Annotated in this window: 22 protein-coding genes; 5 read left to right on the forward strand and 17 right to left on the reverse strand. The window is 70.5% G+C overall.

Annotated elements, in window-relative coordinates; genetic code table 11:
• Positions 1-2 precede the first annotated feature (2 nt).
• From ACFYWS_RS28415 to ACFYWS_RS28440, 6 genes are all read right to left on the reverse strand, one after another.
• Positions 3-1,286: a glutamate-5-semialdehyde dehydrogenase gene (locus ACFYWS_RS28415; RefSeq protein WP_389281136.1), complete on the reverse strand. Its 1,284-nt coding sequence runs from the start codon at positions 1,284-1,286 to the stop codon at positions 3-5.
• A 6-nt stretch (positions 1,287-1,292) separates the two neighbouring features.
• Positions 1,293-2,033, reverse strand: coding sequence for an SDR family NAD(P)-dependent oxidoreductase (locus tag ACFYWS_RS28420; protein WP_389281138.1), 741 nt, complete (start codon positions 2,031-2,033; stop codon positions 1,293-1,295).
• Positions 2,030-2,761 carry an alpha/beta fold hydrolase gene (locus ACFYWS_RS28425; RefSeq protein WP_389281140.1) on the reverse strand — a complete coding sequence of 244 codons (732 nt, stop codon included), beginning with the start codon at positions 2,759-2,761 and terminating at the stop codon, positions 2,030-2,032. The genes ACFYWS_RS28420 and ACFYWS_RS28425 overlap by 4 nt, the downstream gene beginning before the upstream one ends.
• Positions 2,761-5,949: an amino acid adenylation domain-containing protein gene (locus tag ACFYWS_RS28430; RefSeq protein WP_389281142.1), complete on the reverse strand. Its 3,189-nt coding sequence runs from the start codon at positions 5,947-5,949 to the stop codon at positions 2,761-2,763. Before ACFYWS_RS28430 ends, ACFYWS_RS28425 begins: the two co-directional genes overlap by 1 nt.
• Positions 5,946-6,137 (reverse strand): phosphopantetheine-binding protein, encoded by a 192-nt coding sequence (locus tag ACFYWS_RS28435; RefSeq protein ID WP_389281143.1) that lies wholly within the window; start codon positions 6,135-6,137, stop codon positions 5,946-5,948. Before ACFYWS_RS28435 ends, ACFYWS_RS28430 begins: the two co-directional genes overlap by 4 nt.
• A 282-nt stretch (positions 6,138-6,419) precedes the next feature.
• On the reverse strand, positions 6,420-7,745 hold the full coding sequence (locus ACFYWS_RS28440) for an MFS transporter (RefSeq protein ID WP_389281145.1): 1,326 nt from the start codon (positions 7,743-7,745) through the stop codon (positions 6,420-6,422).
• 143 nt (positions 7,746-7,888) lie between these two features.
• Here ACFYWS_RS28440 and ACFYWS_RS28445 point away from each other — a divergent pair, with 143 nt between their 5' ends.
• Positions 7,889-8,521, forward strand: coding sequence for a CGNR zinc finger domain-containing protein (locus ACFYWS_RS28445; RefSeq protein WP_389281147.1), 633 nt, complete (start codon positions 7,889-7,891; stop codon positions 8,519-8,521).
• Between the two features lie 192 nt (positions 8,522-8,713).
• Positions 8,714-10,258, forward strand: coding sequence for an amino acid adenylation domain-containing protein (locus ACFYWS_RS28450; protein ID WP_389281149.1), 1,545 nt, complete (start codon positions 8,714-8,716; stop codon positions 10,256-10,258).
• Positions 10,259-10,314: 56 nt separating this feature from the next.
• Here ACFYWS_RS28450 and ACFYWS_RS28455 read toward each other — a convergent pair whose 3' ends face one another.
• Positions 10,315-11,235, reverse strand: coding sequence for a LysR family transcriptional regulator (locus tag ACFYWS_RS28455; RefSeq protein ID WP_389281151.1), 921 nt, complete (start codon positions 11,233-11,235; stop codon positions 10,315-10,317).
• Positions 11,236-11,396: 161 nt separating this feature from the next.
• Between ACFYWS_RS28455 and ACFYWS_RS28460 the strand changes: the two genes are divergently transcribed.
• Both ACFYWS_RS28460 and ACFYWS_RS28465 read left to right on the forward strand, forming a co-directional pair.
• Complete coding sequence (locus tag ACFYWS_RS28460) at positions 11,397-11,912, forward strand: flavin reductase family protein (RefSeq protein ID WP_389281153.1); 516 nt, start codon at positions 11,397-11,399, stop codon at positions 11,910-11,912.
• A 46-nt stretch (positions 11,913-11,958) separates the two neighbouring features.
• Positions 11,959-13,065 carry a Gfo/Idh/MocA family protein gene (locus tag ACFYWS_RS28465; protein WP_389281155.1) on the forward strand — a complete coding sequence of 369 codons (1,107 nt, stop codon included), beginning with the start codon at positions 11,959-11,961 and terminating at the stop codon, positions 13,063-13,065.
• A 79-nt stretch (positions 13,066-13,144) separates the two neighbouring features.
• Here ACFYWS_RS28465 and ACFYWS_RS28470 read toward each other — a convergent pair whose 3' ends face one another.
• From ACFYWS_RS28470 to ACFYWS_RS28515, 10 genes are all read right to left on the reverse strand, one after another.
• A complete protein-coding gene (locus ACFYWS_RS28470; protein WP_389281157.1) occupies positions 13,145-13,900 on the reverse strand; it encodes a thioesterase II family protein in 756 nt (251 codons plus the stop codon).
• Position 13,901: 1 nt separating this feature from the next.
• Positions 13,902-14,660 carry a 4'-phosphopantetheinyl transferase family protein gene (locus ACFYWS_RS28475; protein ID WP_389281159.1) on the reverse strand — a complete coding sequence of 253 codons (759 nt, stop codon included), beginning with the start codon at positions 14,658-14,660 and terminating at the stop codon, positions 13,902-13,904.
• Complete coding sequence (locus tag ACFYWS_RS28480) at positions 14,632-15,060, reverse strand: acyl carrier protein (RefSeq protein WP_389281160.1); 429 nt, start codon at positions 15,058-15,060, stop codon at positions 14,632-14,634. Before ACFYWS_RS28480 ends, ACFYWS_RS28475 begins: the two co-directional genes overlap by 29 nt.
• 90 nt (positions 15,061-15,150) lie before the next feature.
• The gene (locus tag ACFYWS_RS28485; protein ID WP_389281161.1) at positions 15,151-16,176 is read right to left on the reverse strand and encodes an AvrD family protein; all 1,026 of its coding nucleotides are present in this window, start codon (positions 16,174-16,176) and stop codon (positions 15,151-15,153) included.
• Position 16,177: 1 nt separating this feature from the next.
• Entirely contained in the window at positions 16,178-16,465 is a 288-nt protein-coding gene (locus ACFYWS_RS28490; RefSeq protein WP_389281163.1) for a phosphopantetheine-binding protein, read from the reverse strand.
• On the reverse strand, positions 16,459-17,208 hold the full coding sequence (locus tag ACFYWS_RS28495; protein ID WP_389281165.1) for an SDR family NAD(P)-dependent oxidoreductase: 750 nt from the start codon (positions 17,206-17,208) through the stop codon (positions 16,459-16,461). Before ACFYWS_RS28495 ends, ACFYWS_RS28490 begins: the two co-directional genes overlap by 7 nt.
• Positions 17,205-18,551, reverse strand: coding sequence for a class I adenylate-forming enzyme family protein (locus tag ACFYWS_RS28500; RefSeq protein ID WP_389281166.1), 1,347 nt, complete (start codon positions 18,549-18,551; stop codon positions 17,205-17,207). Before ACFYWS_RS28500 ends, ACFYWS_RS28495 begins: the two co-directional genes overlap by 4 nt.
• Complete coding sequence (locus ACFYWS_RS28505) at positions 18,548-19,333, reverse strand: HAD-IB family hydrolase (RefSeq protein WP_389281168.1); 786 nt, start codon at positions 19,331-19,333, stop codon at positions 18,548-18,550. Before ACFYWS_RS28505 ends, ACFYWS_RS28500 begins: the two co-directional genes overlap by 4 nt.
• 290 nt (positions 19,334-19,623) lie before the next feature.
• The gene (locus ACFYWS_RS28510) at positions 19,624-21,084 is read right to left on the reverse strand and encodes an MFS transporter (RefSeq protein WP_389281169.1); all 1,461 of its coding nucleotides are present in this window, start codon (positions 21,082-21,084) and stop codon (positions 19,624-19,626) included.
• An 88-nt stretch (positions 21,085-21,172) separates the two neighbouring features.
• Positions 21,173-22,048 carry a helix-turn-helix domain-containing protein gene (locus ACFYWS_RS28515; RefSeq protein WP_389281553.1) on the reverse strand — a complete coding sequence of 292 codons (876 nt, stop codon included), beginning with the start codon at positions 22,046-22,048 and terminating at the stop codon, positions 21,173-21,175.
• Between the two features lie 457 nt (positions 22,049-22,505).
• On the opposite strand from ACFYWS_RS28515, the gene ACFYWS_RS28520 reads away from it, so the two are divergent.
• Positions 22,506-23,138 carry a TetR family transcriptional regulator gene (locus ACFYWS_RS28520; protein WP_389281171.1) on the forward strand — a complete coding sequence of 211 codons (633 nt, stop codon included), beginning with the start codon at positions 22,506-22,508 and terminating at the stop codon, positions 23,136-23,138.
• The last annotated feature ends 180 nt before the right edge of the window (positions 23,139-23,318 follow it).

The raw sequence follows: 23,318 nt of genomic DNA on the forward strand, positions 1-23,318 counted from the left end.
GGTCAGAGAGCGCCGCGCAAGGTTCCGCGCGCATCGACGACCCAGCTGTAGGTAACGAGGGAGCCCAGCGTGACGGGGCCCCGCACGTGCATGCGCCCGGTGCTGATGGAGATTTCGGAGCCGAGGCCGAGGGTCGGGCCGTCGTGCAGCCGCAGCGAGCCGTTGACCACGATCGCGGCCGCGTCGACCCGGCGGGCGAAGTCCTCGGTGACCTCGATATCGGTGGCGACGACGCCCTCGGTGTGCCCGGATCCGTAGCGGCGAATGTGCTCCAGGGCCGCGTCCGCGCCCGCGACCGGGTACACGCCGATGGTGGCGTCGAGGAACTCCCGGCCAAGGTCGTGCTCCTGCAGCTCCTCGATGCGCCACGGCCGCCGGCTGTCCTCCGCGGCCGCGGCGTCGGGGCGCGGAAATTGCGCCCCGAGCCGTACGTTCACATGCCGCTCGCCGCGCTCGGAGGCGCGCAGCACGGCCGCCACGAAGTCGGCCGCGACCTCGTCGTCGACCAGGACCACCTCGGCGGTGTTGCATGCGGTGGGCTCGGGGAGCTTGCTGTCGAGGGCTGCCTCGGCGGCGAGTTCGAGGTCGGCGCTGCGGTGTACGTAGAGGTGATTGACGCCGCCGCCGCTGGCGATGACGGGGATCGTGGAAGCGTTGCGGCAGTGGTTGATGAGGGAGGGGCTGCCGCGCGGGATGAGTACGTCGATCATGTCCGGGCGCTTGAGCAGGGCGCGCAGCTGGGCGCGGTCGGGGTCGTCGAGCACGGTGACCAGGCCGGTGGGCAGTCCGGCCGCCTCAAAGGCGTCCCGGGCCACGGCGGCCAGCGCCTGGTTGGTGCGGGCGATCTCCTTGCCGCCGCGCAGGATCACGGCGTTGCCGACGGCGACGGGCAGCAGGGCGCCTTCCACGGTGACGGTGGGGCGCGCCTCGTACACCATGAATGCGATGCCGAGCGGCTTGGGCACCCGCAGGCGCGTCCCCCACTCCCCCACGCGCACGCCGGCGTCGGGCTCGGTGACGGCGTCGAGCTCGGACAGGACGGCCTCGGTGAGGCGTTCCAGCTGCCCGAGGTGGGCTTCGGTCAGGCGGAGCCGGTCGAGCAGTACCGGCGGCAGGCCGCGCCGTTCGGCGGCGGCGACGTCCTCGGCGTTGGCCGCCAGGACGGCCGGCCAGTGGGCGGCGAGTCGTTTGGCGAGTTCGCCGCAGTAACGCGCGTACGCCGGGTCGCCGACCGGAGGGGCGGCGGCGACGGCCGCGCGGGCGGATACGAGCAACTCTTCGGTCATGATCTCCTACCACATGAACTGGCCGCCGTCGACGATCAGCTTCTGACCGGTGACGTAGCGGCTGAGCGGACCCACGAGGTACTCGAGGGCGTCGGCGATGTCGTCGGGGGTGCCGATGCGTCGCTGCGGGATCTCGGCCAGGACCGCGGCGCGGCGCTCCGGCTCGTCGAGCCGGAACCGTTCGACGAGTTCCTGGGTCTCGGTCATCCCGGGGATCAGGCAGTTGACGCGGACGGTGGGGGCGAGCTCCAGGGCCAGGCACTTGGTGAGCTGCAGCAGCCCTGCTTTGGACGCCGCGTAGTTGACGCCGTTGTTCCGGGGGCGCAGGCCGGTGGTCGCGCCGACGTTGACGACGGTTCCGGTGCCGGCGTCGAGCATCGCCGGGGCGAATGCCTGGGTGAGGTGGAAGGGGCCTGACAGGTTGGTGTCGAGCACGCTCCGCCAGTCCTCTTCGGTGAGTTCGAGGAAGGGGCGGTCGATGTTGATACCCGCGTTGTTCACGAGCACTTCGGGCACACCGTGCTCGGCGAGCACGTGCCGGGCCGCGGCACGCACGGACGCGCTGTCGCCGAGATCGGCCTGCACCGTGATCAGCCCGTGCTCGTCGGCGGCCCGCAGCGCCGCGTCCTTGTCGGAGCGGTACAGGGCAAGGGTGCGGTAGCCGAGCCCCCGCAGCCGCCGGGACAGCGACAGGCCGATGCCGCGGGTGCCGCCGGTGACGACGGCGAGGGGTGCGGTGCGGGTCATCGGGGTGTCTCCTGGGGTGTGTCGGTGAGCCGGGCCAGGAAGGCGTCCAAGTGCGTCAGGAGCGCGGGGGCGTGCTCCGGGGTGAAGACCTCGAAATGGCCGCACTCGAGCTCGCACACGGTCAGCCGATCCGCCAACTCATGCCATTTGCGCACCTGTTGGGGGCGTCCGGGACTGTCGCAGGCCACCAGCAGCGCGGGACCTTCGTGGCTCGCCCGGGTTCGGTGTGCGGCACTGGCCTCGACGTGGGCCAGTGCCGTGCTGCGAGCACGTGCGGTGTCCGCGCTGCCACCCAGGTGGCTGACGGACCGCTCGATGGCGTCCAGGAACTCAACGCGTTCGCCGGCACTGACGGTGGTGTGCTCGGTGAAGCTGTCGACGAGTACGACGGCGGGCGCGGGGCCCTCCTCGGCCATGCGTGCGGCCAGCTCCCAGGCGAGTACTCCGCCCAGGGACCAGCCGACCAACAGACCTGGTCGTTCGGGCAGTTGCTCCAGCAGGTCGAGATAGCTGCGAGTCATTGCCGTGACGCTGTCGTGCGGGGTCTCACCGGGCAGCAGCCCGGCGGCCCTGATGCCGGACACGCTGCCGTGCCGGGAAAGCCGGGCGGCGAGGGCCAGGTACTGGCCGAGTCCGCCGCCTGCCGGGTGGACGAGGACACTGTGCAGCGGTCCGGGACGCCGGGCGAGCGGCACGAGCAGCCGGGAGTCACGAGTGGTAGCCGGCATCAGGTGTCCTCGCGCAGTGCGGTGATCCACGCGGCCTGCGCGCGGATGGTCGGATCCTGGAAGAAGTCGAGGATCGGGATCTGGACGCCGTGCTCCTCCTCGATGATGGCGCTCGCGGCCATGACGGTGAGCGAGTGCGCGCCGTGAGCCAGCAGCGAACGGTCGATGGGGACCTGGCTTTCGCCCAGTCCCAGCAGGCTCCCCCACATCCGCTGGAGCGCGGCGATCAGCGGATCGTCGGACGTGCTGGGCGCGGTGTCGTGGGCGTCGGCCTCCTCGCGCAGGGCCTGCTGGGCCCGGTCGGCGAGCAGGGCGCGGTCCACCTTGCCGTTGCGGGTGGTGGCGACGGTGTCGAGGGGGCAGACCCGCGCGGGCACCATGTAGCCGGGGAGGGTTCCCGCGACATGGCGGCGCACGTCTTCGGGATCGGCCTCGGAGCCGTCCTCCGGTAGGAAGAACAGCGCCAGTCGGCGTTCGTGGCCCGTGCCGTGGACCACCGCCACCGCGCGGCGCACGTCGGGGTGCGTGGTGGCGGCGGTCTCCAGTTCACCGAGTTCGACACGGTATCCGCGGATCTTGACCTGGTCGTCGTCGCGTCCGAGGAAGACGAGTGCGCCGCTCTCGTCGCGCAGGACCTGGTCCCCGGTCCGGTACATGCGGGCTTCGGGGTCGTCGACGTACGGATCGGGCAGGAACCGCTCCTCGGTGCGGGCCGGGTCGTTGACGTAGCCGAGCGCGGGGCACTCGCCCCCGAGATACAGCTCGCCGGGCACTCCACGCGGGGCCAGGTGCCCTGTTGAGTCCACGACATGGGCCGTCACACCGGTGATCGGACGGCCGATGGGGACGTGGGAGGGCCAGGGCCCGTTGTCGGCGGTGAGCCGGTGCGTGGTGACGGCGTGGGTCTCGGTGGGCCCGTACAGGTTGACGAGTCGCAGGTGCGGGCGCTCGTCGAAGAACTCCCGTGCCCGGTCGTCGAGCAGGAGTTGCTCGCCGGACACGCACACCTGCCGCAGGTGAGGCAGCTGGTCCCCGGCGTCCTGCACGGCCCGTACGAATGCGGGCAGTGCGGCGACCGGGAGGTAGACGTGGGACACACGGTGGGAACGCACGCGTTCCAGGACGGCGGGCAGGTCCCTGCGGTCGGCGGGCTCCCGTGAGACGAGAGTGCCGCCGGCGGCCAGGGTCGGCAGGATCTCCTGGAAGGAGACGTCGAAGCCGAGCGGCGCGTACTGCAGGAACCGGGTGTGCTCGTCCATGTCGAGGGCGTCGAGCTGCCACTCGGTGAGGTTCATCAGCGGGCCGCTGTTCATCAGCACGCCCTTGGGCCGGCCGGTGGACCCGGAGGTGAACATGATGTAGACGCCGTCGGACGGGCCGATCGCGGCGGGTGGCTCGTACGACATGTCGTGCTGTCCGGCGACCAGTTCGGCCGGGGTGACCAGGTCGATGCCGTCCACCGGGTCCTGCCCCACGACGAGACGGCAGTCCGCCTTCTGCGTCATGTAGGTCAGCCGCTCGGCGGGCAGGGTCAGATCGAGGGGGAGGAAGACGCCGCCGCGGGCGAGGGTGGCCAGGACGGCGACGACCGTGTCCACGAGCGTCGTCGTGGTGAGACCGACCACGGTGCCCCTGCCGATGCCACGTCCCGCCAGTGTCTGCGCGGCGGCCGTGACCAGATGATCCAACTCGGCGTAGGTGAGGCCGCGTTCCCCCTCCTCGACGGCGATCCGGCCGGGCCGGTCCGCCGCGGCGGCCTGGACCACGCGGTACAGGTCGGGTTGTGCCAGGGGGCGCCGGAAGCCGTCGTGGGCGCGGGAGTCCGCGGGCGAGGAGTCCACGAAGAGGTCGGCGACCGTGCGGTCCGGCCGGGCCACGGCCCGCGCCAGCAGTCCGGTCAGCGAGGCAGCCACCGCGTCGGCCAGGGCATGCGGGAGCAGTTCGCGGTCGCTCTCGAGCTCGAGCAGCCAGCCGTCGGGGCCGGGGGTGACACCCAACCAGAGGTCGAACTTGGCCGTGCCGTTGCCGTGTTCCCGCACGCGGCGCACCACGGAGCCCGGCTCGGCATCGGTCGCGTCCTGCGGGGCGAGCATGCAGGAGAAGACGGGGTTGCGGTTCGTCGAGCGGTCGGGGTCGACGTGCCGGACGATGCGGTCGAACGGGACCGCCGCGTTGGCCTTCGCCCGGTCGGCCTCGGCCCGGACGGTCTCCTTGACGAAGACGTCGAAGGGGGCGTCCCAGGGGACGTCGACGATGAGCGGCAGCGTATTGACGAAGAAGCCGCACAGCTCGAAGGAGCCCAGGGTGCGGCGGGCCATGACCGGGCTGCCGATGACCACGGTCGCGTTGCCGCTGTGCCGGGCCAGCACCGCGGCGTGGGCGGCGGTGAAGAGGACGAAGGGGCTGACGCCGAGCCTCGCGCACAGGGCGTCCAGCTCGGCTGAGTGCCGCGCGGACAGTCGGATCTCGCGCCGGGCCCCGGTGAAGGCGGTGCTGGTGGGGCGGTTCGGCCGCGGTCCGAGGACGGTGGCCGGCGTCGCCCGCAGGCGGTCGGCCAGCGCGATGGCCGCGCGCTCGGTCCGCTCGTCGGCCGCGGAGGCCAGTTGGGCCTCCAGCTCCCGGTGCAAAGCCCGTTCACGGGCGGCGCGTACGGTCTCGACGTCCAAGGTCTGCCGGACGGCGGCGGTCAGGTCGCGGACGAGCTGCCGCAACGAGAAGCCGTCGAACACGAGGTGGTGCACCACGAGCAGCAGCGTCGAGCGCGAGCCGTCGTCGCAGCGCAGCAGTGCGGCCCGCAGCAGCGGTGACCTCGTCAGGTCGAAGGCGGTCTCCCCCAGGTCCGCGAGGAGTTCGTCGCGCCGCCGCGCGTAGGCCGCGGGGTCGGTGGCGACCGCGCGCAGGGGTGCCTCGTCTGGCACGTCATGGAGGACGGCGCACGGGTCGGCTCCTTCGCGCACGGCCAGCCGGAGCGCCGGCTGTACGGCGAGGACCGCGGTCAGGGCCGAGCCGACGGTGGCGGCGCTCAGGTCCGGGTCGAGCTCCAGCTCGGCCACGACGTTGTACAGGTGCGGAACCGGCACCGTGCGGTGCACGACGAGCAGCCCCTTTTGGGCCGCGGTCAACGGCAGGGTGGTGGTGACGGTGCTCGTGCTCGTGCTCGTGGCCGGGGTCTGCGGAGCGATGGTCATCGGACGCTCTCCTTGGGGGCGAGGAGTCCGTGCAGCCACCGCCGCAGGTCGCCCACCGTGTGCACGGCGGCCAGCCCTGTGGGGTCGATCTCCTGATCCGGGTCGGTGATCAGTTCACTGGCTATTCGCAGTACGGAAAGCGAATGCAGCCCCACTTCAGCCAGCGGGGCATGGTCGTCGAAGGGCACTCGAATGTGCCTGGAAATGGCTGAGCCGATTTCCCCGTCAGCCCTCTCGCCCGCATTCTTCATTAGTCAGACTCCTCGGGAAAAGGTCGCTTCCTGGCGCACAACAAATCATTCAGCAGGGTGGCCGCGGCGGTCAATGACTGCCTTGCCCGCCCATTGAAGGGTTTGATTGCCTGCCGCACCCGAAGGATTTCATCAAGGAATTCAATGACAAAAAGGAGGCCGGTTGCCCGGCCTCCTCTTTGCTGCTTGGGCGACGCGCCGCCCGCGTACCGGCCCGTCTCAGGAGCGCGGGTCGCCGAACGCCTCCGTCAGGACGGGCCGCGTCAGGATGCGCAGGAACGGCGGAACGGTGAGGGCGACGGACACGGCGAAGACGCCGAAGGCGAGTCGCAGACCGAACCACTCGGCGAGCAGGCCCATGATCCCCGCACCCACGGGCATGGCGCCCCAGCTGAAGAGGCGGCTGACGGAACCGAACCGGCCGAGCATGTCGTCGGGCACCAGGCGCTGCGCCAGGGTCCGCGCATTCACCGTCCACAGGGTGCCGCCCATGCCGCCCATGAAGGCGGCGGCCGCCACGGCCCACAGATTGGTCGTCAGCGCGGGTACGGCCATCATCGCGAAGGTGCCGAACAGGTCGGCGAACATCACCCAGCGGCGCCCGAAGAAGCGGTTCAACCAGGTGATGGCCAGCGCGCCGGCCAGGCCACCGACCCCCAGGGCGCTCAGCAGCGTGCCGTACTCGCGCGAGTTCAGGTGCATCACGGACGTGGCGAACAGCGGCATCAGCGCGAGCCAGGCACCCCAGCACGCGCACAGCACGGTCAGGATGAGGGCCATGGTGCGCAGCAGCACGTGCTGCCACAGGTAGCGCAGACCCTCGCCGATCTGTACCCGCACGGCCGCGGGCGCACCTCGCTCGCTGTCGTGCCGGACGGCGCGGAACCGGCCGACCAGCAGGATCACGACGAGCGATGCGGCCAGGTAGGACACCCAGGTCGTACCGAGGGCGATGCCGGTGCCCGCCGCCAGGAGCAGACCGCCGACGAAGGGGCCCGCGAACTCGTTGCAGACCGTCTCCGCGCCGGCGATCCACGTATTGGCCCGCTCCCTGCCCTCCGGCGGGGTCAGCGCCGGAATCAGGGCGGTGGCCGAGGTCAGGGCGATGACTTCGGCGATTCCGAGCACCGCGCCCGCGGCGCAGAGCACCGGGATGGTGACGGCATCGGCGGCCGCGAGCGGCATCAGCGAGCCGAGCGCGCTCAGCCGCAGCGCATTGGCGCCCCACAGCAGTCGGCGCCGGTCGAGGCGGTCCACCAGGACACCGACGTGCAGCGCGGCCAGCAGCCACGGCAGGGACAGCGTGAGCGACACCGCGGAGACCTGGGCCGGGGAGCCGGAGACCTGGGTCGCCATGAGCGGCAGGGCGATCTTGGTGACGCCGTCGGCGAGATTGGTGATCGCCGTGAAGACGAGGAGGACGACGGTGTTGCGGGTGCCGCGGCGGGCGTTGGGGTGCGGCACGGAGGGCGCGGGCCCGGGCTCCGGCGGCGGGTCGGAGAGCGCCACCGGCGCCTTCGCGGTGTCGACGCTGTGTTCACTCATCAGTCTCCCCTAACCGTCTAAACGGTTTTGCTGGTGAATCTCGCCCGACCGAGTCTGGCACGGAAGCCACTCCGCCGCTACCCGGTCAAAGCGATAGCCGGTTAGTCGCGTGTAGACTGGCCCCCTTCCCAGGGAGGTGGCTCATGCTCGACGCCCCGGCATCCGCCCAGCTGGTCCAGGCGTTCGCCAACACGCTCGACGTGGAGGAGGGGACCGACGAGCTGGACACTGCCCGCAAGCTCGACACGTGGCTGCGCGAGCAGGGGCTCCTGCGCGGCGGCGCGCAGGTGCACTCACCGGACCACGCCCTGTGCCTGCGCATGCGCGCCGGCATCCGCGAAGAGCTGGGCGTCCACGTGGGCGATCAGGCCGACCCGGCGCTCCAGCGCGAGGCGACCGCGGCACTGCGGGAGCTGCCCGTCGTCGTCACCACGGGAGTGGGCGACACGGGAGCCGCCGACGCAGGAACCGTCCCCACGGAATCCGGCACCACGAGCACCGGCGGCCACAGCGTTCTCGTCCCCGACCCGGATCTCACGGCACCCCGGAAGGCGCTCGCGGCCCTCGCGATCGCCTGGAGCGAGCTCGCCGTCACCGGCGAGGCCGCGCGGCTCAAGCGCTGTTCCGAGCACGCCTGCGCCTGGGTCTTCTGGGACACATCGAAGAACCGCAGCCGCCGCTGGTGCTCCATGCGCGTATGCGGAAATCGTGCGAAGGCCCGCAGGTACGCCGCCAGGCAGAGCACGGAGACGCTCTCCGGGACACCCGCCGAATAGCCTCCGCCCTCGACCCCGTCACCGCAAATAGAGCATTTCGATATTCTATCGCCGCCCCGCACAGCGGAGCCGCACCCTTGACTCTTTCTGAATGCGCGGCAAAACATTCTCTGGACGCCCTCGGCCCGTTTTCCCGCCGCCGCTCATTTCGCTCTCCGCCCTGCAGGGCCGGAGTATCCACGAGGAGTCCAGATGAATGCCACCAGGACCCTGTACGACTGGTTCGCGCACTCCGTTTCCCGACACGGCGACCGGCAGATCGCGCTCGAAGTCGCCGGCGAGGTCATGACCTATGCCGAACTCGACGCACTCTGCGCACGCGTCGCGGGCGAACTCGTCGCCGCGCACGGCGGCGTGCCCGCCCGGGTCGGCCTGCTGGCCGCGCGCAGCACGGCCGCCTACGCCGGGTATCTCGCCGTGCAGCGTCTCGGCGCCGTCGTCGTACCGCTCAACCCGCTCTGGCCCGCCGCGCGCAACGCGACGATCGCCGCGGACGCGGAACTCGACCTCGTGATCACCGAGGACGACACGGACCTGGGGGTCCGGGCAGTGCGACTCTCCGCGACCCGCATGGACACCCTGCGTACGGCACAGGTCCCCGAGCTGCCGAACCCGCCGGCAGGGGGCGACGACCTCGCCTACATCCTGTTCACCTCGGGCTCGACCGGTCGCCCCAAGGGGGTGCCCATCGCCCACCGCAACGTGTCCGCGTATCTGAGCCACGTGATCCCGCGCTACGAACTGGGCCCCGGGGCACGTGTATCGCAGACCTTCGACCTCACCTTCGACCCGTCCGTGTACGACATGTTCGCGGCCTGGGGCTCGGGGGCCGCGCTCGTCGTGCCGGACAAGGCGGACCTCCTGGCGCCGGTGCGGTTCGTGAACCGGGCGCGCATCACCCACTGGAACTCGGTTCCCTCGGTCGCCTCGATCGCGATGCGTCTTCGCGCGCTCAGGCCCGGCTCCATGCCGACACTGCGCTGGAGCCTGTTCTGCGGTGAGGCCCTGACGTTGCGTCATGCGGAGGCGTGGCAGACCGCGGCCCCGCAGTCCGTGCTCGAGAACATCTACGGGCCCACCGAAATGACCGTCACCTGGACCGAGTTCCGGCTGCCGCGCGAGCGCGCGGACTGGCCGCGGCCGGCCAACGGCACCGTCCCCATCGGAACCCCCTACCCGGGCCAGGAGCACCTCGTGCTCGGGGAGGACGGCCGGCCCGCTCCGGACGGCGAGCTGGTCGTGCGCGGCTCGCAGCGTTTCCCCGGCTATCTGGATCCCGCCGAGAACGCCGGAAGGTTCCTGCGCATGGTGGACGGCCGCGCCCGCGTCCACGACGGCACGGAGCCGCTCACGGACGCCCACTGGTACCGCACCGGCGACCGGGTGGGCCTTCTCGACGGGCAACTCGTCCACCTCGGGCGGCTCGACCACCAGCTCAAGATCCGCGGCTACCGCGTCGAACTCGGCGAGATCGAGTCGGCCCTGCTCGATCTTCCCGGCATCGCCGAGGCCGTCGTCCTTGCCGTGCCCGGCCACGGCGACGACGTCGAACTCGTGGCCGCGTGCACCGGATCGGTCCCGGACACCGCCGCCTTGCTGGAGCGTCTCGGCACCCGGCTGCCCGCCTACATGGTGCCGGGGTCCGTCACCGTACTGGACGGGCTGCCGCTCAACGCGAACGGAAAGGTGGACCGCAAGGCGCTCACCAACCGGCTCACCGCGTGGGTCACCGTGTGAGCCACCCGCCGCACCACAACGTCGACCGGGTTCCGCGGCAGGGAACCCGGTCGACGTCAGCACGCGGCGCGCAGCACGGCGCCGCCCCTCGGGTCGTCCTCGGCCGTCACCTGACGGGCCGCGTCGAGGACCGTCGCGAAGGAGGGGTCCTCGTCGAGGCCCCGACGCCAGACACACTGCGAGTAGACCTCGAAGGGGGGCCACCACCCGATGCGTCCGAGCAGACCGTCCCGCAGCTCGTCGCGGACCACGACGGTTGGCAGCAGCGCGATCCCGATGCCCTCGCCGACGCTGCGCTTCACCGCGTCGACCGAGCCCACCGCGAGCACACCACCGGCCGGCTCACCGGTGGCGGCCAGCACGGACTCGAAGGTGTGCTGGTAACCGCTCCAGCGATGCGCACACACCACCGTGCTCGCGGCGAACTCCCGGGCCGAGCCGAGGGACACACCCACCAGCGGATGGCTCGGGGCGGCCACCAGGCTCAGGCTCTCCCGGCGCAAGGTGTGATGACGCACGTCGGGTGTCACCGGACGCGGCCCGATGAAGAACGCACAGTCCACGCGCTCCTCCCGGACGAGCGCGACGGGGTCGTCGTCGAGCGTGCGCAGGGACACCCCCAGGGTGCGGTGACGCAGATGCAGATACTCGATCAGCGGGACGAGCCGGTACGTGGTGATGCACTCGGCCGCGCCGATCGCCAACGAGGGCGCATGGCCCGCGGGTTCGGCGACGGAGGTCTGCGCCAGTTCGCTGAGCCTGACGATCCGGCTCGCGTAACTGTGCAGGCGCCGCCCCGCGGCGGTGAGCCGGGCGCCGTCGGCCGTGCGGTCGAGCAGCGGCGCGTCCAGGATCTGCTCCAGCGCCTTGATGCGTGCCGTCACCGTCGGCTGAGCCAGCCCGAGCAGGCGCCCGGCCTGGGTGAAACTCCGTGACTCCGCGACCGCCAGAAAGGCGTCGAGTTGCTTTATGTTCATAGCTGCGGTCGATCCCCCAATCATCCGTGATCCGAAGCTCGATACCCAGGGTGCGACCCTACGGATATTGAAAGGGAGTTGCACCGGGCCTCGGTGTTGCCGTCACCAATACCACCGGTGGGCACTTGCCCGCGGCGCGCAGCCGGACGAACCATGGAGTCATGTCCTCGCCAGCCGCGCCTCCTCAAATTCAGCGTCCCGTCGACCACGATGAATTCCGCGCCACCTTGGGCAGGTTCGCCACCGGGGTGGTCGCCATCACGGCCCTGCACGGAATCGACGACGAGCCCGTGGGCGTCGTCGTCAATTCGTTCACCTCTGTTTCCCTGGATCCCGCCCTGGTGTTGTTCTGCATGGCCACCACGAGCAGCAGCTGGCCCAAGATCCGTACCGCGCGGCGGTTTTGCGTGAACATCCTGGGAAACAGCCAGCGCGAGATCAGCACCCGGCTCGCCGCCCGAGGAGGCGACAAGTTCCAGGGGCTGAGCTGGAGCACCACGCCCAGCGGAACACCCGTTCTGGACGGGACGCCGGCGTGGCTGGAGTGCTCCACCGAGGCCGAGTACCCGGCCGGTGACCACGACGTGGTCGTGGCCCGGGTGCACCGCATCGGCGGCCACGGGGCGGACACACCCCTGCTCTTCTATCGCGGCTCGTACGGCCGGCTGGCCGACTGAGCGCCTGCCTCACCCTTCCCACCGAACCAACGCGAGGTACCTCTCCATGACAGCAAGCACCGACTCCCGCAAGCCCATCGGCGTCGGCATCGTCGGCCTGAGCGCCGACGGCGGGTGGGCCTCACGGGGCCATGTGCCCGCACTCGAGGCCGTCGACGGCTACGAGCTGCGCGCACTCGCCGCCTCCTCCGCGCAGTCCGCGGAGCGGGCCGCCGAGGCGTACGGCGTGCCGACGGCCTACGCCGATGTGGACGACCTGGCCCGCGACGAGAACGTCGACCTCGTGGTGATCGCCGTACGCGTGCCCCGGCACCGCGAGTTGATCGTGCCGGCGCTCCGGGCCGGCAAGGCCGTGCTGAGCGAGTGGCCGCTCGCCACGGACCTGGCGCAGGCCGAGGAGCTCTCCCTGCTCGCCGATCAGCACGGCGTGCGCACCGCGGTCGGCCTGCAGGCCCGCTCAGCCCCCGCGGTGCGCCACCTCCGCGACCTGATCACGGACGGCTACGTGGGCGAGGTCCTGTCGACCACGCTGGTCGGCTCGGGCGGCGGCTGGGGCCCGGCCGTGGGGTCGGGCGGTGCGTACACGGCCGACCGGAGCAATGGGGCGACCCTGATGACCATCCCGTTCGGTCACACCCTCGACGCCCTGACCATGTGCCTGTCCCCCTTCGAGGAGTTGAGCGCGACGACGGCCACGCGGCGCCCGACGGTCCAGGTCTCGGACACCGGTGAGCGCATCCCGATGACCGCCGAGGACCAGATCGCCGTCTCCGGCCTGCTGGCCGGCGGGGCGGTCGCCTCACTGCACTACCGCGGCGGGTCGAGCCGGGCCACCAATCTGCATTGGGAGATCAACGGGACCGACGGCGACCTGGTGGTGTCGGGGAACCTCGGCCACCTCCAGTTCGGCCAGTTCACCATCAGCGGTGCGCGCGGCAAGGACACGCGGCTCGCGCCGCTCCCGGTCCCGGACGGCCTCCAGGACGTACCCGGGGTGGAGGGGCCCGCGGCCGTGGTGGCGAACGCGTACGCCCAGCTGCGTGAGGACCTGCACACCGGCAGCCGCACCGTTCCCGACTTCCGGCACGCGGTCGAGCACCACCGGCTCCTCGACCGGATCGCCAGGTCCGCCGGGACCGGGACCCGCCAGTAGCGGCCCCACACCGCACGACGATCGATGCCCTGCCGGGCGCTGCCGGCAGGGCATCGATCGTCGTGCGGACGAGAGGGTGTCAAGCGACGGCGCCTTGGGACCGGCAGGACGCGACGAGCCGGGCACACACCGCTTCCGCGTGCTCGTAGAGATAGAAGTGCCCGCCCGGCCAGGTGTGGCAGGACACCGGACGGCTCGTGTGGGCCGACCACTCGGCGAGCGTCGCCGGCGGGGCCAGCGGATCGTCCTCGCCCCCGAACACGGACAGCGTCGTGCGCAACGGAGTTCCGGGGGCGTACGCGTAGTCGTCGACGAGGCTCAGGTCGGCCCGCAGGGTCCGTGCCACCAGATTCGCCAGCGCGTCACGGTCGCCGTGACCGTCGGGCAGGCCGCCCAGGCCGTGCACCTGACGCAGCATGCGGTGCGCCGACCCGGCCCGCTCCAGGGCGCCGGGGCGACCCGCGCCGAATCGGCGCGGCGCCCGGCTGCCCGAAACGCCGAGCCAGCAGGGGGCCCGGCGCTCGGACTCCAACGTGCGGACGACCTCGAAGGCGAGCAGCGCGCCCAGGCTGTGGCCGAAGACGGAGAACGGGCCCGACAGCACGGGCCCCAGGGTGGCGCACAGGTAGTCGACGGCTTCCGCGGCCGTGTGGCACGGCTGCGTCCCGCGGTCCAGTAGCCGGCCGGGCAGATCGACTCCCCAGACCCGCCAGTCCGCGGGCAGATGGGGCAGCAGCGGGGCGAAGCCGCGCGACGAGCCGCCCGCGTGGTGCAGCAGCACCAGAGTGTGGGCAGGCTCGCCGCGCAGGGCGGGGTTGAGATCCAGGATCGGCATCTCAGGCCGCCAACTCCGCTAGGAGGGAACGCTGTTGGTCGAGCGGCACCGGATCGTCCTTGTACAGGCATTCCATGGCGAGCCAGTGCACCCGCACCCGAACCTGCGGCGCGGTGCGCAGCGCGACTGCCGCGACGTGCTGCGGGCCGCAGGGCACGTCGACCACCTCCCACCCGTCGGGCCGCCGCGCCGGGTCGGCGCCGAGGTAGTCGGCCGCCAGGGGGCGGCCGAGGCCGGTGCCGAGTCCCTTGAGGTAGGCCTCCTTGCGCGTCCACAGCTGCCCGAATTCGACGACGCCCGCGGACGCGGCCGCCAGCTCCCGCTGTTCGTCCGGGTGCAGAGCGGGCGTGCACACCTGTGCCGTGCCGGTCGTCGGCACCTTCTCGACGTCGACGCCGATCGGCGCGGTCGAAATCCCGATGAGGGCCATGCCGTTGCTGTGGGAGAGGGAGAAGTGCACGAGCGTCCTCGGGGACTCCAGGACGGGCCTCCCGTGCGGCTCCTCGCAGCACGGGCAGGGTTCCCTGCCCATCCTGAGGCTGCGCGGATCGGTGTCGAGGTAGGCGCTGAGCAGCCGGCGCAGGCCCACGTGTGCGGAGCTGTACAGGAGTCGGCCCGCCTCGCGTCGGCAGGTCCCGGCGCGGCTTTGTTCGGTCGCGTCGAGTTCGGTGAGGTCGAGTACGCCCGTACAGCTGCCGAGCGGAGGCTGGCGCAGGATCCACAGGTCGGCGCTACTTTGCGGCGGGATCGGCAATGTCACGCTGGTCAGTCCCTGCCTTGGAGGGGGTGAGGAGCCCGAGGAGATGCCGGGCGAGCGTTCCGGTGTCGGCGGCACGCAGGATGAAGGTGAGTTCGACCTCGACCTTCAGGGCGGCGGCGATGTGGCGCTGAAGCTCCAGGCCGATCATGGATCCGACGCCCAGGTCGGTCATTGTCTGGTGCCGGTCGACCGCCTCCGCCGGGCACTGCAGGACACGCCCGATCTCCTGGCAGACGAGGTCCTCGAGCAGGCGCTCCTGCTCGACGGGGGCCGCGCCGCGTATCGCGGCCACGGGTGCGGGCGGTAGGTCGGGGATGAACTGCTCTTCGGGTTCCGGGGGTTGAGTCATGTCCGACGGGTTGATGGAGAACCAGTCGAGTACGGCCTGATCCACTGTCATCTGTCTCTCTGTGGGGCATGGTCAAGGGGCGACCGGCGGCGCGTCGCGGGAATCCGCGGCGCGCCGCCGACCAGGCCTTTCGGGCCTGCTTCAGTCCGCGGCCGCAGCGCCTGGCGGCAGTTCGTGGGCGAAACCGCAGCGCAGGTTCATGCCCGCGAGCTCGCCGGTGATCTCGACGCTGCGCCACAGTCCGCCGCGCAGCGGCAGCAGCCGCCTGCTGCTCAGGGCGGTCCGCGCGACGCGGGAGTCGGCTCCCACCGGCCACGAGGCCTCGGACGCCGCTTCGAGGACGGTCTGCATCATCCACAGCGTGTTGCTCTCGGCCCGGCTGATCGAGTCCAGTTCGTACATCAGGACCTGGGCCAGCTGCAGGTTCACGACGAAGGCGTCGACCAGGGAGACGGCCGGCTGCCGGTCGCCCTCGATCCCCTCGCGCGCCGCCTCGGGCTCCGGGTCGAAGGCGATGTCGGCGCGGGCGGAGAAGTCCCGCAGGTCGATGTCGACGTCGCGGATGTGGTGGTGTCGGCGTTTGAACCCACCGCCCCAGAAGCGTTCCCCCTCCGGGCCGAGCGCCGCGGTGAGGCTGTTGTGGTGGGCCTCCTCCACGGCGCGGGCGGCGATCTCGTGCTCGATCTCGCAGCGGACCCGCAGATTTCCGACGGTGCAGTCGTGCACCGACCGGAAACGGCCGCCGTGCCCGGGCAGCTCCTCGGTTTCCACCAGGCGGGCTGCGAGCGGGATGTCGCTCAGCTCTTCCTGGGGCGCGCCGCCGGCCCGCAGGACGACCTTGTGCAGCCGCAGGCGACGGCGGGCCGCGGCGTCCAGGCCGTAACCGTGCGTCAAGTGGAGTTCGGCCAGCTGGACGCCCAGGACCAGGGCGTCGACGGTGCTGAGGTGCGGCCGCAGATCCGTGCCGTCCTTCTTTCGGGACCAGTCGGCCGGATAGCCGACGTCGACAGTGCCCCGCACCCCGGCGTCCGGGGCATCGGCCGGCGTGACGACGAGGTCGCCGACGCGGTACTCCGCCCGCTGGTAGCCGCGGGAGAAGAACCGGGTCTCGCCCGGGCCGAGGTAGTCGTCGATGGACTGCAGCAGTACGCGTTCGGCAGTGCTCACGTCACACCCCCGCCCCTGCGGCCTGTATGGACTCCTCGTAGGCGGCGATCAGTTCGCGGACGGTACGGACGTCCGTGATGGACCGGTCCCCGGCGAACGGGTCGACGCCGAGTTCGGCCTCGAGCTGAAGCAGCAGCTGGGCGAGCAGCAGCGAGTTGAGGCCGACGGTCAGCAGCGGGTCCTCGATGTTGTACTGGATGCTGCCCTCGTCGTTGAGCAGTACGTTGTCGATCTCGCGCAGGATGGTCCGCTGCACTGCGCTGTTGGGGGCTTGGGTGTCCTTCAGCATGTGATGCCTCCGTCGATGACCATGGTCTGTCCGGTGATGAAGCGCGACTGGGGCATGGCGAGGAAAAGGACCGCGTCGGCGATCTCGTCCACGGTCCCCAGCCGTCCCAGCGGTGTGCGCTGCTGGATCTTTTCGCGGTTGCGCGAGGTGACTTCCGCCGTCATGTCGCTGTCGAAGAACCCGGGCGTCAAGGTGTTGACGCGCACACCCTGCGGCCCGAGTTCGCGCGCCATGCTGCGGCCCAGGCCTTCGAGCCCCGCCTTCGCCGCCGCGTAGACGGCCACGCCCCGGTACCCCCGGATGGCGTTGATGGACGAGATGTTGACGATGCTTCCGCCGCCCGCCCGCACCATGAGCCGGGCGCAGGCCTGGGACAGGTGCAGGGGCGCCAGGAGGTTGACCCTGATCAGCTCGTCCATCCGCCCGGGAGCGGCGGTGAGGAACAGCTCCTGGTGCAGTACGTCGGCGTTGTTGATGAGCAGGTCGAGGCGGCCGAACCGGCGGCCGCTGTCGCGGGCGAACCTGCGCAGCTCCTGGGAGTCGGCCAGATCGACGGATTCCCAGTGGAAGGCGTCCTGGTGCTTCTCGGACATCTGGGCGATGAACTCGTTGGACGTCCGGCTGAAGGTCGACACGCACCAGCCGTCGGCGAGCAGCCGCTCGACCAGGACACGGCCGAGCCCTCTGCTGCCTCCGCTCACCAGGGCGACGCGGCGGTCCGTCGGCACCGGGGTCGCGTTCATGCCGCGGCCCTGGCCTTCTTGAAGCGTTCTGAATGGTGGTCGTCCTGGGACACCTCCACCAGGAGCGGCACCTTGTACGACTCCAGGCGCTCGCTGCAGAACAGGCGCACCTGGCGGGCCACGTCCCTGGGGTCGGCGGGACGCGTCAACTTCACGAGCGCCTGGACGACCTGGCCGGTGATGTGGCTGCTGCGGCCCGAGACCGTGGCGTCGGCGATGAGTTCCATCTCCAGCAGGACGTTCTCGACCTCGCTCGGGTACACCTTCTCCCCGGCGACGTTGATGAGCTCCGACCTGCGGCCCAGGATGCGCACGTAGTCGCCGTCGACCTCGACCGCGTCCTGGGTGTTGAAGTACCCCTGCTCGTCGAAGGGCGCAGGCGCGTTGAGGTAGCCGAGCATGGCCATGTCCGAGCGGATCCACAGGATGGAGTCGCGTATCTCGTACGCGAACCCTTCGCCGCCGAGCTTGACCCAGAGACTGTCGTCGCCGCGCGACTTGGTGGCCAGGATGCCGAGTTCCGACAGGCCGTAGGTCTGCTTGAGGCGCGCATCGGGCAGTGCCTCATGGAGCTTGCGGAGCACTCCGAGCGGCATGGGCTCGGTTCCGTAGGTGATCAGCCGCAGCGAACTCAGGTCGTGGCTCGCGTACTCCCCCGAGATCAGCAGCATGTTCAGGAAGGTCGGCGTGGTCGGCAGTACGTGGATCTGATGGGCGGCGATCGCGGCGCACACCGTGGCCGGGGTGCGCTCGGCGATGGTGACCATGGCCCCGCCCTGGCTGAGAGTGTGCAGCAGCGTGTTGATGCCGCCGATGTGGTCCAGGTTGAGGAATCCGAGTGTCCGGCTCGCCCTGCGGATCTCGCGGTACTTGCCGAGCATCTTGGCCATGTCGAGGACGGTGGCCTTGCTGCGCCCGGTCGTTCCGGAGCTGAAGAGCACCAGACCGGGCGTCGCGGCGTCGCGCAGGCTGCCGTAGAGCTCGTGCGCCGCACGGCGCCCCGTGCGCTCGACCCGGTGCTCGGCGGTGGCCGCCCCGAGGGTGATGGTCGTCTCCGCCTCGGCCACCTCGAGGAATTCGGCGCGCTTGGCGGTGGGCAGCGGGGCCATCGGGACGACGATCGCCGCCCGCTCGATCAGGGCGAGCAGCCCGGCGCAGGCCTCGACACTGCTCGGCCCCTCCAGCGCGACGACGTCCCCGGCCCTGATGCCGTGCTCGTCGAGCAGGGCCCCCCACTGGGAGGTGAGCTCAAGTACGTGCTCGTAGCTGTGGGTTCGGCCGTCGAAGATGATCGCGTCGGCGTCCCCGAATTGTTCCAGTCGTTGAAAGAACCAGGCAGTCATGCGCTCTCCGACATGTCATAGAGGGCTGGGGCGAGAAGGGTCTGTGGCGTGCGGCTGGGCCTCGTCCAGGGGGCGGGGCGGGCGGACCAGTTCGGCAGGGGGAGGTCCGGTGCCGGAGGTGTGCCCGGCAGCAGGGGCCACCCGTGCGCGCGTGCCAGCGTGCGCAGCCGGTCGCCCCCTCCCACGACGACGGCCGACCCCGCTGCCTTGAGCAGCGGAAGGTCCGAGATGTGGTCGCCGTAGGCGATGGACTCGCGGGCGTCCGCCGCTCGTTCGATGATGATCTTCACCGCCGCGTCAGCCTTGGCCGAGGCGATCATGGGAGGCCCGTCCAACGTGCCGGTGTAGCGGCCCTGTTCGACTCTCGGGACGGTGCAGCGGATGTCGTCCGCGCCGAGGTGCTCGGCGATGAGGCGCAGTGGGGCGGGGAACGACCCGGAGACGAGGACGACGTGTGCGCCCTGGCGCTGGTGCCGGCGCAGCTCGCCGACGGCGGGCTCGTGGTAGAAGCCGCCGGTGGCCAGTTCGGCATCGAACCAGGCCCGCGCCATCGCGCTCATCAGCTCCGTGTCCAGGCCCGCGAGACCGGCGTAGTAGGCGCGGTTGACCGCCTCGCGCGGACAGCCAAGGGCCGTCATGGCCTTGAGTTCACACATCCGGTCGTCGAAATCCCGGCGGGGGTGACCCAATGCCGCGTGGTAATAGGCCAATAGCCGGGACATGCTGCCCGATGTGGTCAGGGTGTGATCCACATCGAAGAAGGCAACTTTCGCGCGTCTCATCTGTCGGTACCTCCTGGGCCTGGGCGAGGGGAAAACGACGCGACGGAACACTGAATGCGGTGTTCGGTTTCTTCGTGGACTTCGAATGGAAGTTCTTGCTTACGAAATGAATCATCGCAGCGAAGAACCCGGCGCCCCAGACTTCAATGTCACCGGCTTCCACGACGCAACCGTCAAGAATCCTGCCGCTGCCACCAATACGCACAGCGGCAGTCCTTGCACGGGTGAGGCCCGGTATCGAGTGAATCGATACCGGGCCTCGGCGCACCCCGACGGCTTTTGACCGTGCGTCAGATGTTCTGCGGCTCTGTAGCGCGCTCCACCGGAGCAGCCGCGGCCGGCTGCTGCTCGGACTCCTTGGCCTCCTTGGGCTGCTTGCCCAGCGCCAGGGCGAGTCCGACGGTGAGCAGGATGAGCACGGCCGAGGTGTACGTCGCGGCCTGCAGGCCGTCGGACAGCTTGGCCGGCGTCGGGTCGGAGCCGGCGACGGCGTTGGAGACTGCCACCAGAACGGCCAGGCCGACGGCGGCGCCGACCTGCTGCCCGCTCGTGGCAAGTCCGGAGGCCAGACCCTGCAGGCGCTCCTCGACGCCCGCGGTGGCCGCAGCGAACATGGCGGTCCAGATGACACCCTGGGCAAGGCTGAAGATCACGATGCCGGGGCTCATCTGCGCATAGCTCGCGTCGGCCCCCAGGAAGGCGGCGAAGAGACCGGTGCCGACTGCCCCGACGGACAGGCCCAGGACCAGTGTGCCGCGGACACCGATCGCCGTGGACAGCTTGGCGCCGACCATGGAACCGATCAGCACGCAGGCGCAGGGCAGGATGAACGCGAGGCCGGTGGCCAGGGCACTCCAGTCCCGCACGGTCTGCAGCGCCAGCGTGATGAAGTAGGCACTCGCGCCGAAAGTGGCCATGAACATGAACGTGATCAGCGAACCGAGACGCAGGCTCTTGTAGGAGAAGACCTTCAGGGGCACCAGCGGGTCGGCGGTGCGCGACTCAATGACGACGAAGGCGACGATGAGGGCCACCGCGGCCACGAAGCTGAGCAGCGTGGCGGGCGCGGCCCAGCCGGCCTCGGGGCCCTGGACGAGCCCGAAGACCAGGAGCAGTGCGCCGGCCGTCACGGAGATGCCACCCGGCAGGTCGAAGCCCTGCCGACGCTCGACCGGGCGGTCGGCGGGCAGCACCCGCAAGCCGAGCAGCCCGACGCCGACGGCGAGGGGAACGTTGACGTAGAAGATCGCCTCCCAGCCGAAGGCCTGGGTCAGCACGCCGCCCAGCAGGGAGCCGACGACCATGCCGCTGCTGCCGGTGGCGCCCCAGATACCGAGCGCCCGGTTGCGCTCGCGCCCCTCGGCGAAAGTGGTGGTGAGCAGCGAGAGGGTCGCGGGGGCCAGGAACGCTCCGCCGATGCCCTGTACGGCGCGGGCGCCGACGAGCATGCCCGGAGTCGTGGCCAGACCGCCGACGACAGAAGAGATCGCGTACAGGGCGAGCCCGACGAGGAACATGCGACGGCGCCCGAGGAGGTCGGACAGCCGACCCCCCAGGAGCAGGAAGCCGCCGAAGGCGACGGCGTAGGCCCCGATGACCCACTGCAACTGCTGGCCGGAGAAGCCCACCCCCTCACCGATGTCCGGCAGCGCGACGAACACGATGCTGTAGTCGAGCGCGATGATCAGCTGCGCCAGCGCCAGCGCAGCCAGGATCAAGGCCGGGCGGCGGGCGGAACCCGATGAAGTCATGGGTCTGAATGCCTTTCTGGATGTTCCGGAGTTGGCAGGTGTGTGTGGTGCGCGTCGACCGGATCGCGGGCGGCCACCGAGGAGTGGTTCAGGCGGATACGCGGACCGGTGTGCCCGACAGCGGAACCTCGCGGGCCCACCGCGCCACGCGGTCCGCGACGGCGCCGGACTGTGGATCGAGCAGGATGAGCTGGAGTCCCGGACGGGCGGCGAAGTCGAGACAGATCTGGGACAGGCACACCTGCCCCAGGTCGGGGTGGCTCACATCCTGCTTGACATGTGCCCCGTCGCCGAAGCGGTGCCGCTCCCACAACTCGGCGAAGGCGGGGCTCGATTCGCACAGGTCCTGAGTGAGAGCGGCGAGCCGGGGATCACCGAGGAAATCGCCGCTGCGGGTCCGGAACCGCGCGACCGCTTCGTCGGCCACCCGTTCCCAGTCGGCGAACCGGTCGCGGGCCCGCGGGTCGAGGAACAGCGTTTCCAGATAGTTGTGGTTCGTTCCGTCGAGGCCGAGCAGTCGCATCGCGGTGCTGTTGGCCGCCAGGACGTCCCAGTAACGGTCCATGAAGTAGGCCGGCTTGGGCAGGAAGCTGTCGACCACGCGTGCCGCGAGGCGACGGTCGCCATCAGCCGGGTTCTGCGGCCGCCGCGGGACGGCGTATCCCGCGAGGCGCATCATGTGCAGGCACTCGACCTCGTTCAGGCGCAGCACATGGGCGATGGCCTCGAGGATCTCGAGAGAGACGTTCTTCGCCCGTCCCTGTTCGATCCATGCGTACCAGGACGCTCCGATCCCCGCGAGCATCGCCACTTCTTCGCGGCGCAGCCCGGTCAGCCGCCGCGAACCGCCGCCCGGCAGGCCGACCTGCTCGGGCGTCACCTCGGCCCTTCGAGCCGCGAGGAAGCTGCCGAGCTCGGCGAACTTCAGGCTCGAGGGTCTGGCGGATACGAGGCCCTGCGTCAGATTCTGCCGGCACCCCCCTTTGTCCCCCTGTCGCCCCGCGTCGCGCGTCCATAGCGCGACACGGGGTGCCGGTGGTCCCGTGACAGTCATCGTGGTCGTCCTCCTTCGCGCGTCAACGAACACTCGCCCGCTTGGGCGCGGCACTACCGAACAACATAGCGTTTGCTCTTTTTTTTCTCCACCCCAAACAGAGGAGTTACTCTGTTTCTACCCGACTCCCGCCCGTGGACGTGGACGGATCCTCCGGAGGTCTTGGGTCAACTTGCCCCATTTTGAGGCAGGTTGACAGTCCATGTCGACCACGGCCCGCCCCATGGAACCAGAACGTTCACTCTCTTATCTGTGCGGCATGCCTGCCGCACACGGCTTGCACCGCGACCATGACCCTGGGTAATGATAGAGATTGATTGGTTTTTTTGCTCCGGCCACGGCGGCATCCTTCGACGCGAGGAGACAGATGATGATGGCGAGCCAGCGGCGCGCCGAGCGCACGCGACAGCGTCTGCTCGACGCCGCCGCCGCGGAGATGTCGAAGTTCGGCTACGACGGCGCGTCGCTGCAGCGCATCAGCAAGGCGGCCGGCGTGACCATGGGGGCACTCACCTTCCACTTCCCCGCCAAGCTCGACCTGGCATACGCGATCCATGTGCAAGGCGCGGCCCGCACCCGGGAGGCCGTGTCCGCCCTCGCCGAGGCATCGGCGCCCGTCGGCACCGACACCCGCCTGTCACGCATCGTGAAGATCACGCTGGTCCTGGGCGAACTCCTTGCGGAAGATGCCGTGGTCCGGGCGGCCGCGCGCCTCACCCGGGAGCGGACACCGAGCCAGGCCGACTGGAAGGACAGCTGGCTGCCCAGCGTGCGTCTCCTGCTCGACCAGGCGCGCGAGGCCGACGAGTTGAAGCCGGGCGCGGCCCCCGCCACCGTCGCGGCGCTGACGCGTTACCTCGTCTCGGGGCTCGAGGAGTCCGCCCTGCCCGACAGCGGCGCGGCTCCGGTCGCCGAGTTGGCCGACGTGTGGGACTTGATCCTTGCGGGCCTGCAGGACTGCCACCCGGCGCTCGCGCAGCACACACATCGAGACACCTGACCCAAGGGCCATGACACCAACAGGGCGCCGGCCGTGTCCGGCGCCCTGTTGGTGTCAGCAATGGTGTGCGCAATGACTGGCCCGCCAACGCTGTTGAATCCGGAGTCTGGGCACCTCCTGGAGTCGTTGCCATGCTTCTCACGTGGGCCGTCGAGTCCTCAACTCGCAGTGCGGCACGCC

The organism is Streptomyces sp. NPDC002795 (assembly GCF_042888725.1).
In the GTDB taxonomy this organism is placed as follows: Bacteria; Actinomycetota; Actinomycetes; order Streptomycetales; family Streptomycetaceae; genus Streptomyces.

Coding starts and splice junctions, on each gene's coding strand:
- ACFYWS_RS28450 (WP_389281149.1), top strand. CDS start 8,714: ATGAATGCCACCAGGACCCTGTACGACTGGTTCGCGCACTCCGTTTCC.
- ACFYWS_RS28480 (WP_389281160.1), bottom strand. CDS start 15,060: ATGACAGTGGATCAGGCCGTACTCGACTGGTTCTCCATCAACCCGTCG.
- ACFYWS_RS28440 (WP_389281145.1), bottom strand. CDS start 7,745: ATGAGTGAACACAGCGTCGACACCGCGAAGGCGCCGGTGGCGCTCTCC.
- ACFYWS_RS28460 (WP_389281153.1), top strand. CDS start 11,397: ATGTCCTCGCCAGCCGCGCCTCCTCAAATTCAGCGTCCCGTCGACCAC.
- ACFYWS_RS28445 (WP_389281147.1), top strand. CDS start 7,889: ATGCTCGACGCCCCGGCATCCGCCCAGCTGGTCCAGGCGTTCGCCAAC.
- ACFYWS_RS28470 (WP_389281157.1), bottom strand. CDS start 13,900: ATGCCGATCCTGGATCTCAACCCCGCCCTGCGCGGCGAGCCTGCCCAC.
- ACFYWS_RS28495 (WP_389281165.1), bottom strand. CDS start 17,208: ATGAACGCGACCCCGGTGCCGACGGACCGCCGCGTCGCCCTGGTGAGC.
- ACFYWS_RS28415 (WP_389281136.1), bottom strand. CDS start 1,286: ATGACCGAAGAGTTGCTCGTATCCGCCCGCGCGGCCGTCGCCGCCGCC.
- ACFYWS_RS28505 (WP_389281168.1), bottom strand. CDS start 19,333: ATGAGACGCGCGAAAGTTGCCTTCTTCGATGTGGATCACACCCTGACC.
- ACFYWS_RS28430 (WP_389281142.1), bottom strand. CDS start 5,949: ATGACCATCGCTCCGCAGACCCCGGCCACGAGCACGAGCACGAGCACC.
- ACFYWS_RS28465 (WP_389281155.1), top strand. CDS start 11,959: ATGACAGCAAGCACCGACTCCCGCAAGCCCATCGGCGTCGGCATCGTC.
- ACFYWS_RS28420 (WP_389281138.1), bottom strand. CDS start 2,033: ATGACCCGCACCGCACCCCTCGCCGTCGTCACCGGCGGCACCCGCGGC.
- ACFYWS_RS28510 (WP_389281169.1), bottom strand. CDS start 21,084: ATGACTTCATCGGGTTCCGCCCGCCGCCCGGCCTTGATCCTGGCTGCG.
- ACFYWS_RS28520 (WP_389281171.1), top strand. CDS start 22,506: ATGATGATGGCGAGCCAGCGGCGCGCCGAGCGCACGCGACAGCGTCTG.
- ACFYWS_RS28490 (WP_389281163.1), bottom strand. CDS start 16,465: ATGCTGAAGGACACCCAAGCCCCCAACAGCGCAGTGCAGCGGACCATC.
- ACFYWS_RS28455 (WP_389281151.1), bottom strand. CDS start 11,235: ATGAACATAAAGCAACTCGACGCCTTTCTGGCGGTCGCGGAGTCACGG.
- ACFYWS_RS28425 (WP_389281140.1), bottom strand. CDS start 2,761: ATGCCGGCTACCACTCGTGACTCCCGGCTGCTCGTGCCGCTCGCCCGG.
- ACFYWS_RS28500 (WP_389281166.1), bottom strand. CDS start 18,551: ATGACTGCCTGGTTCTTTCAACGACTGGAACAATTCGGGGACGCCGAC.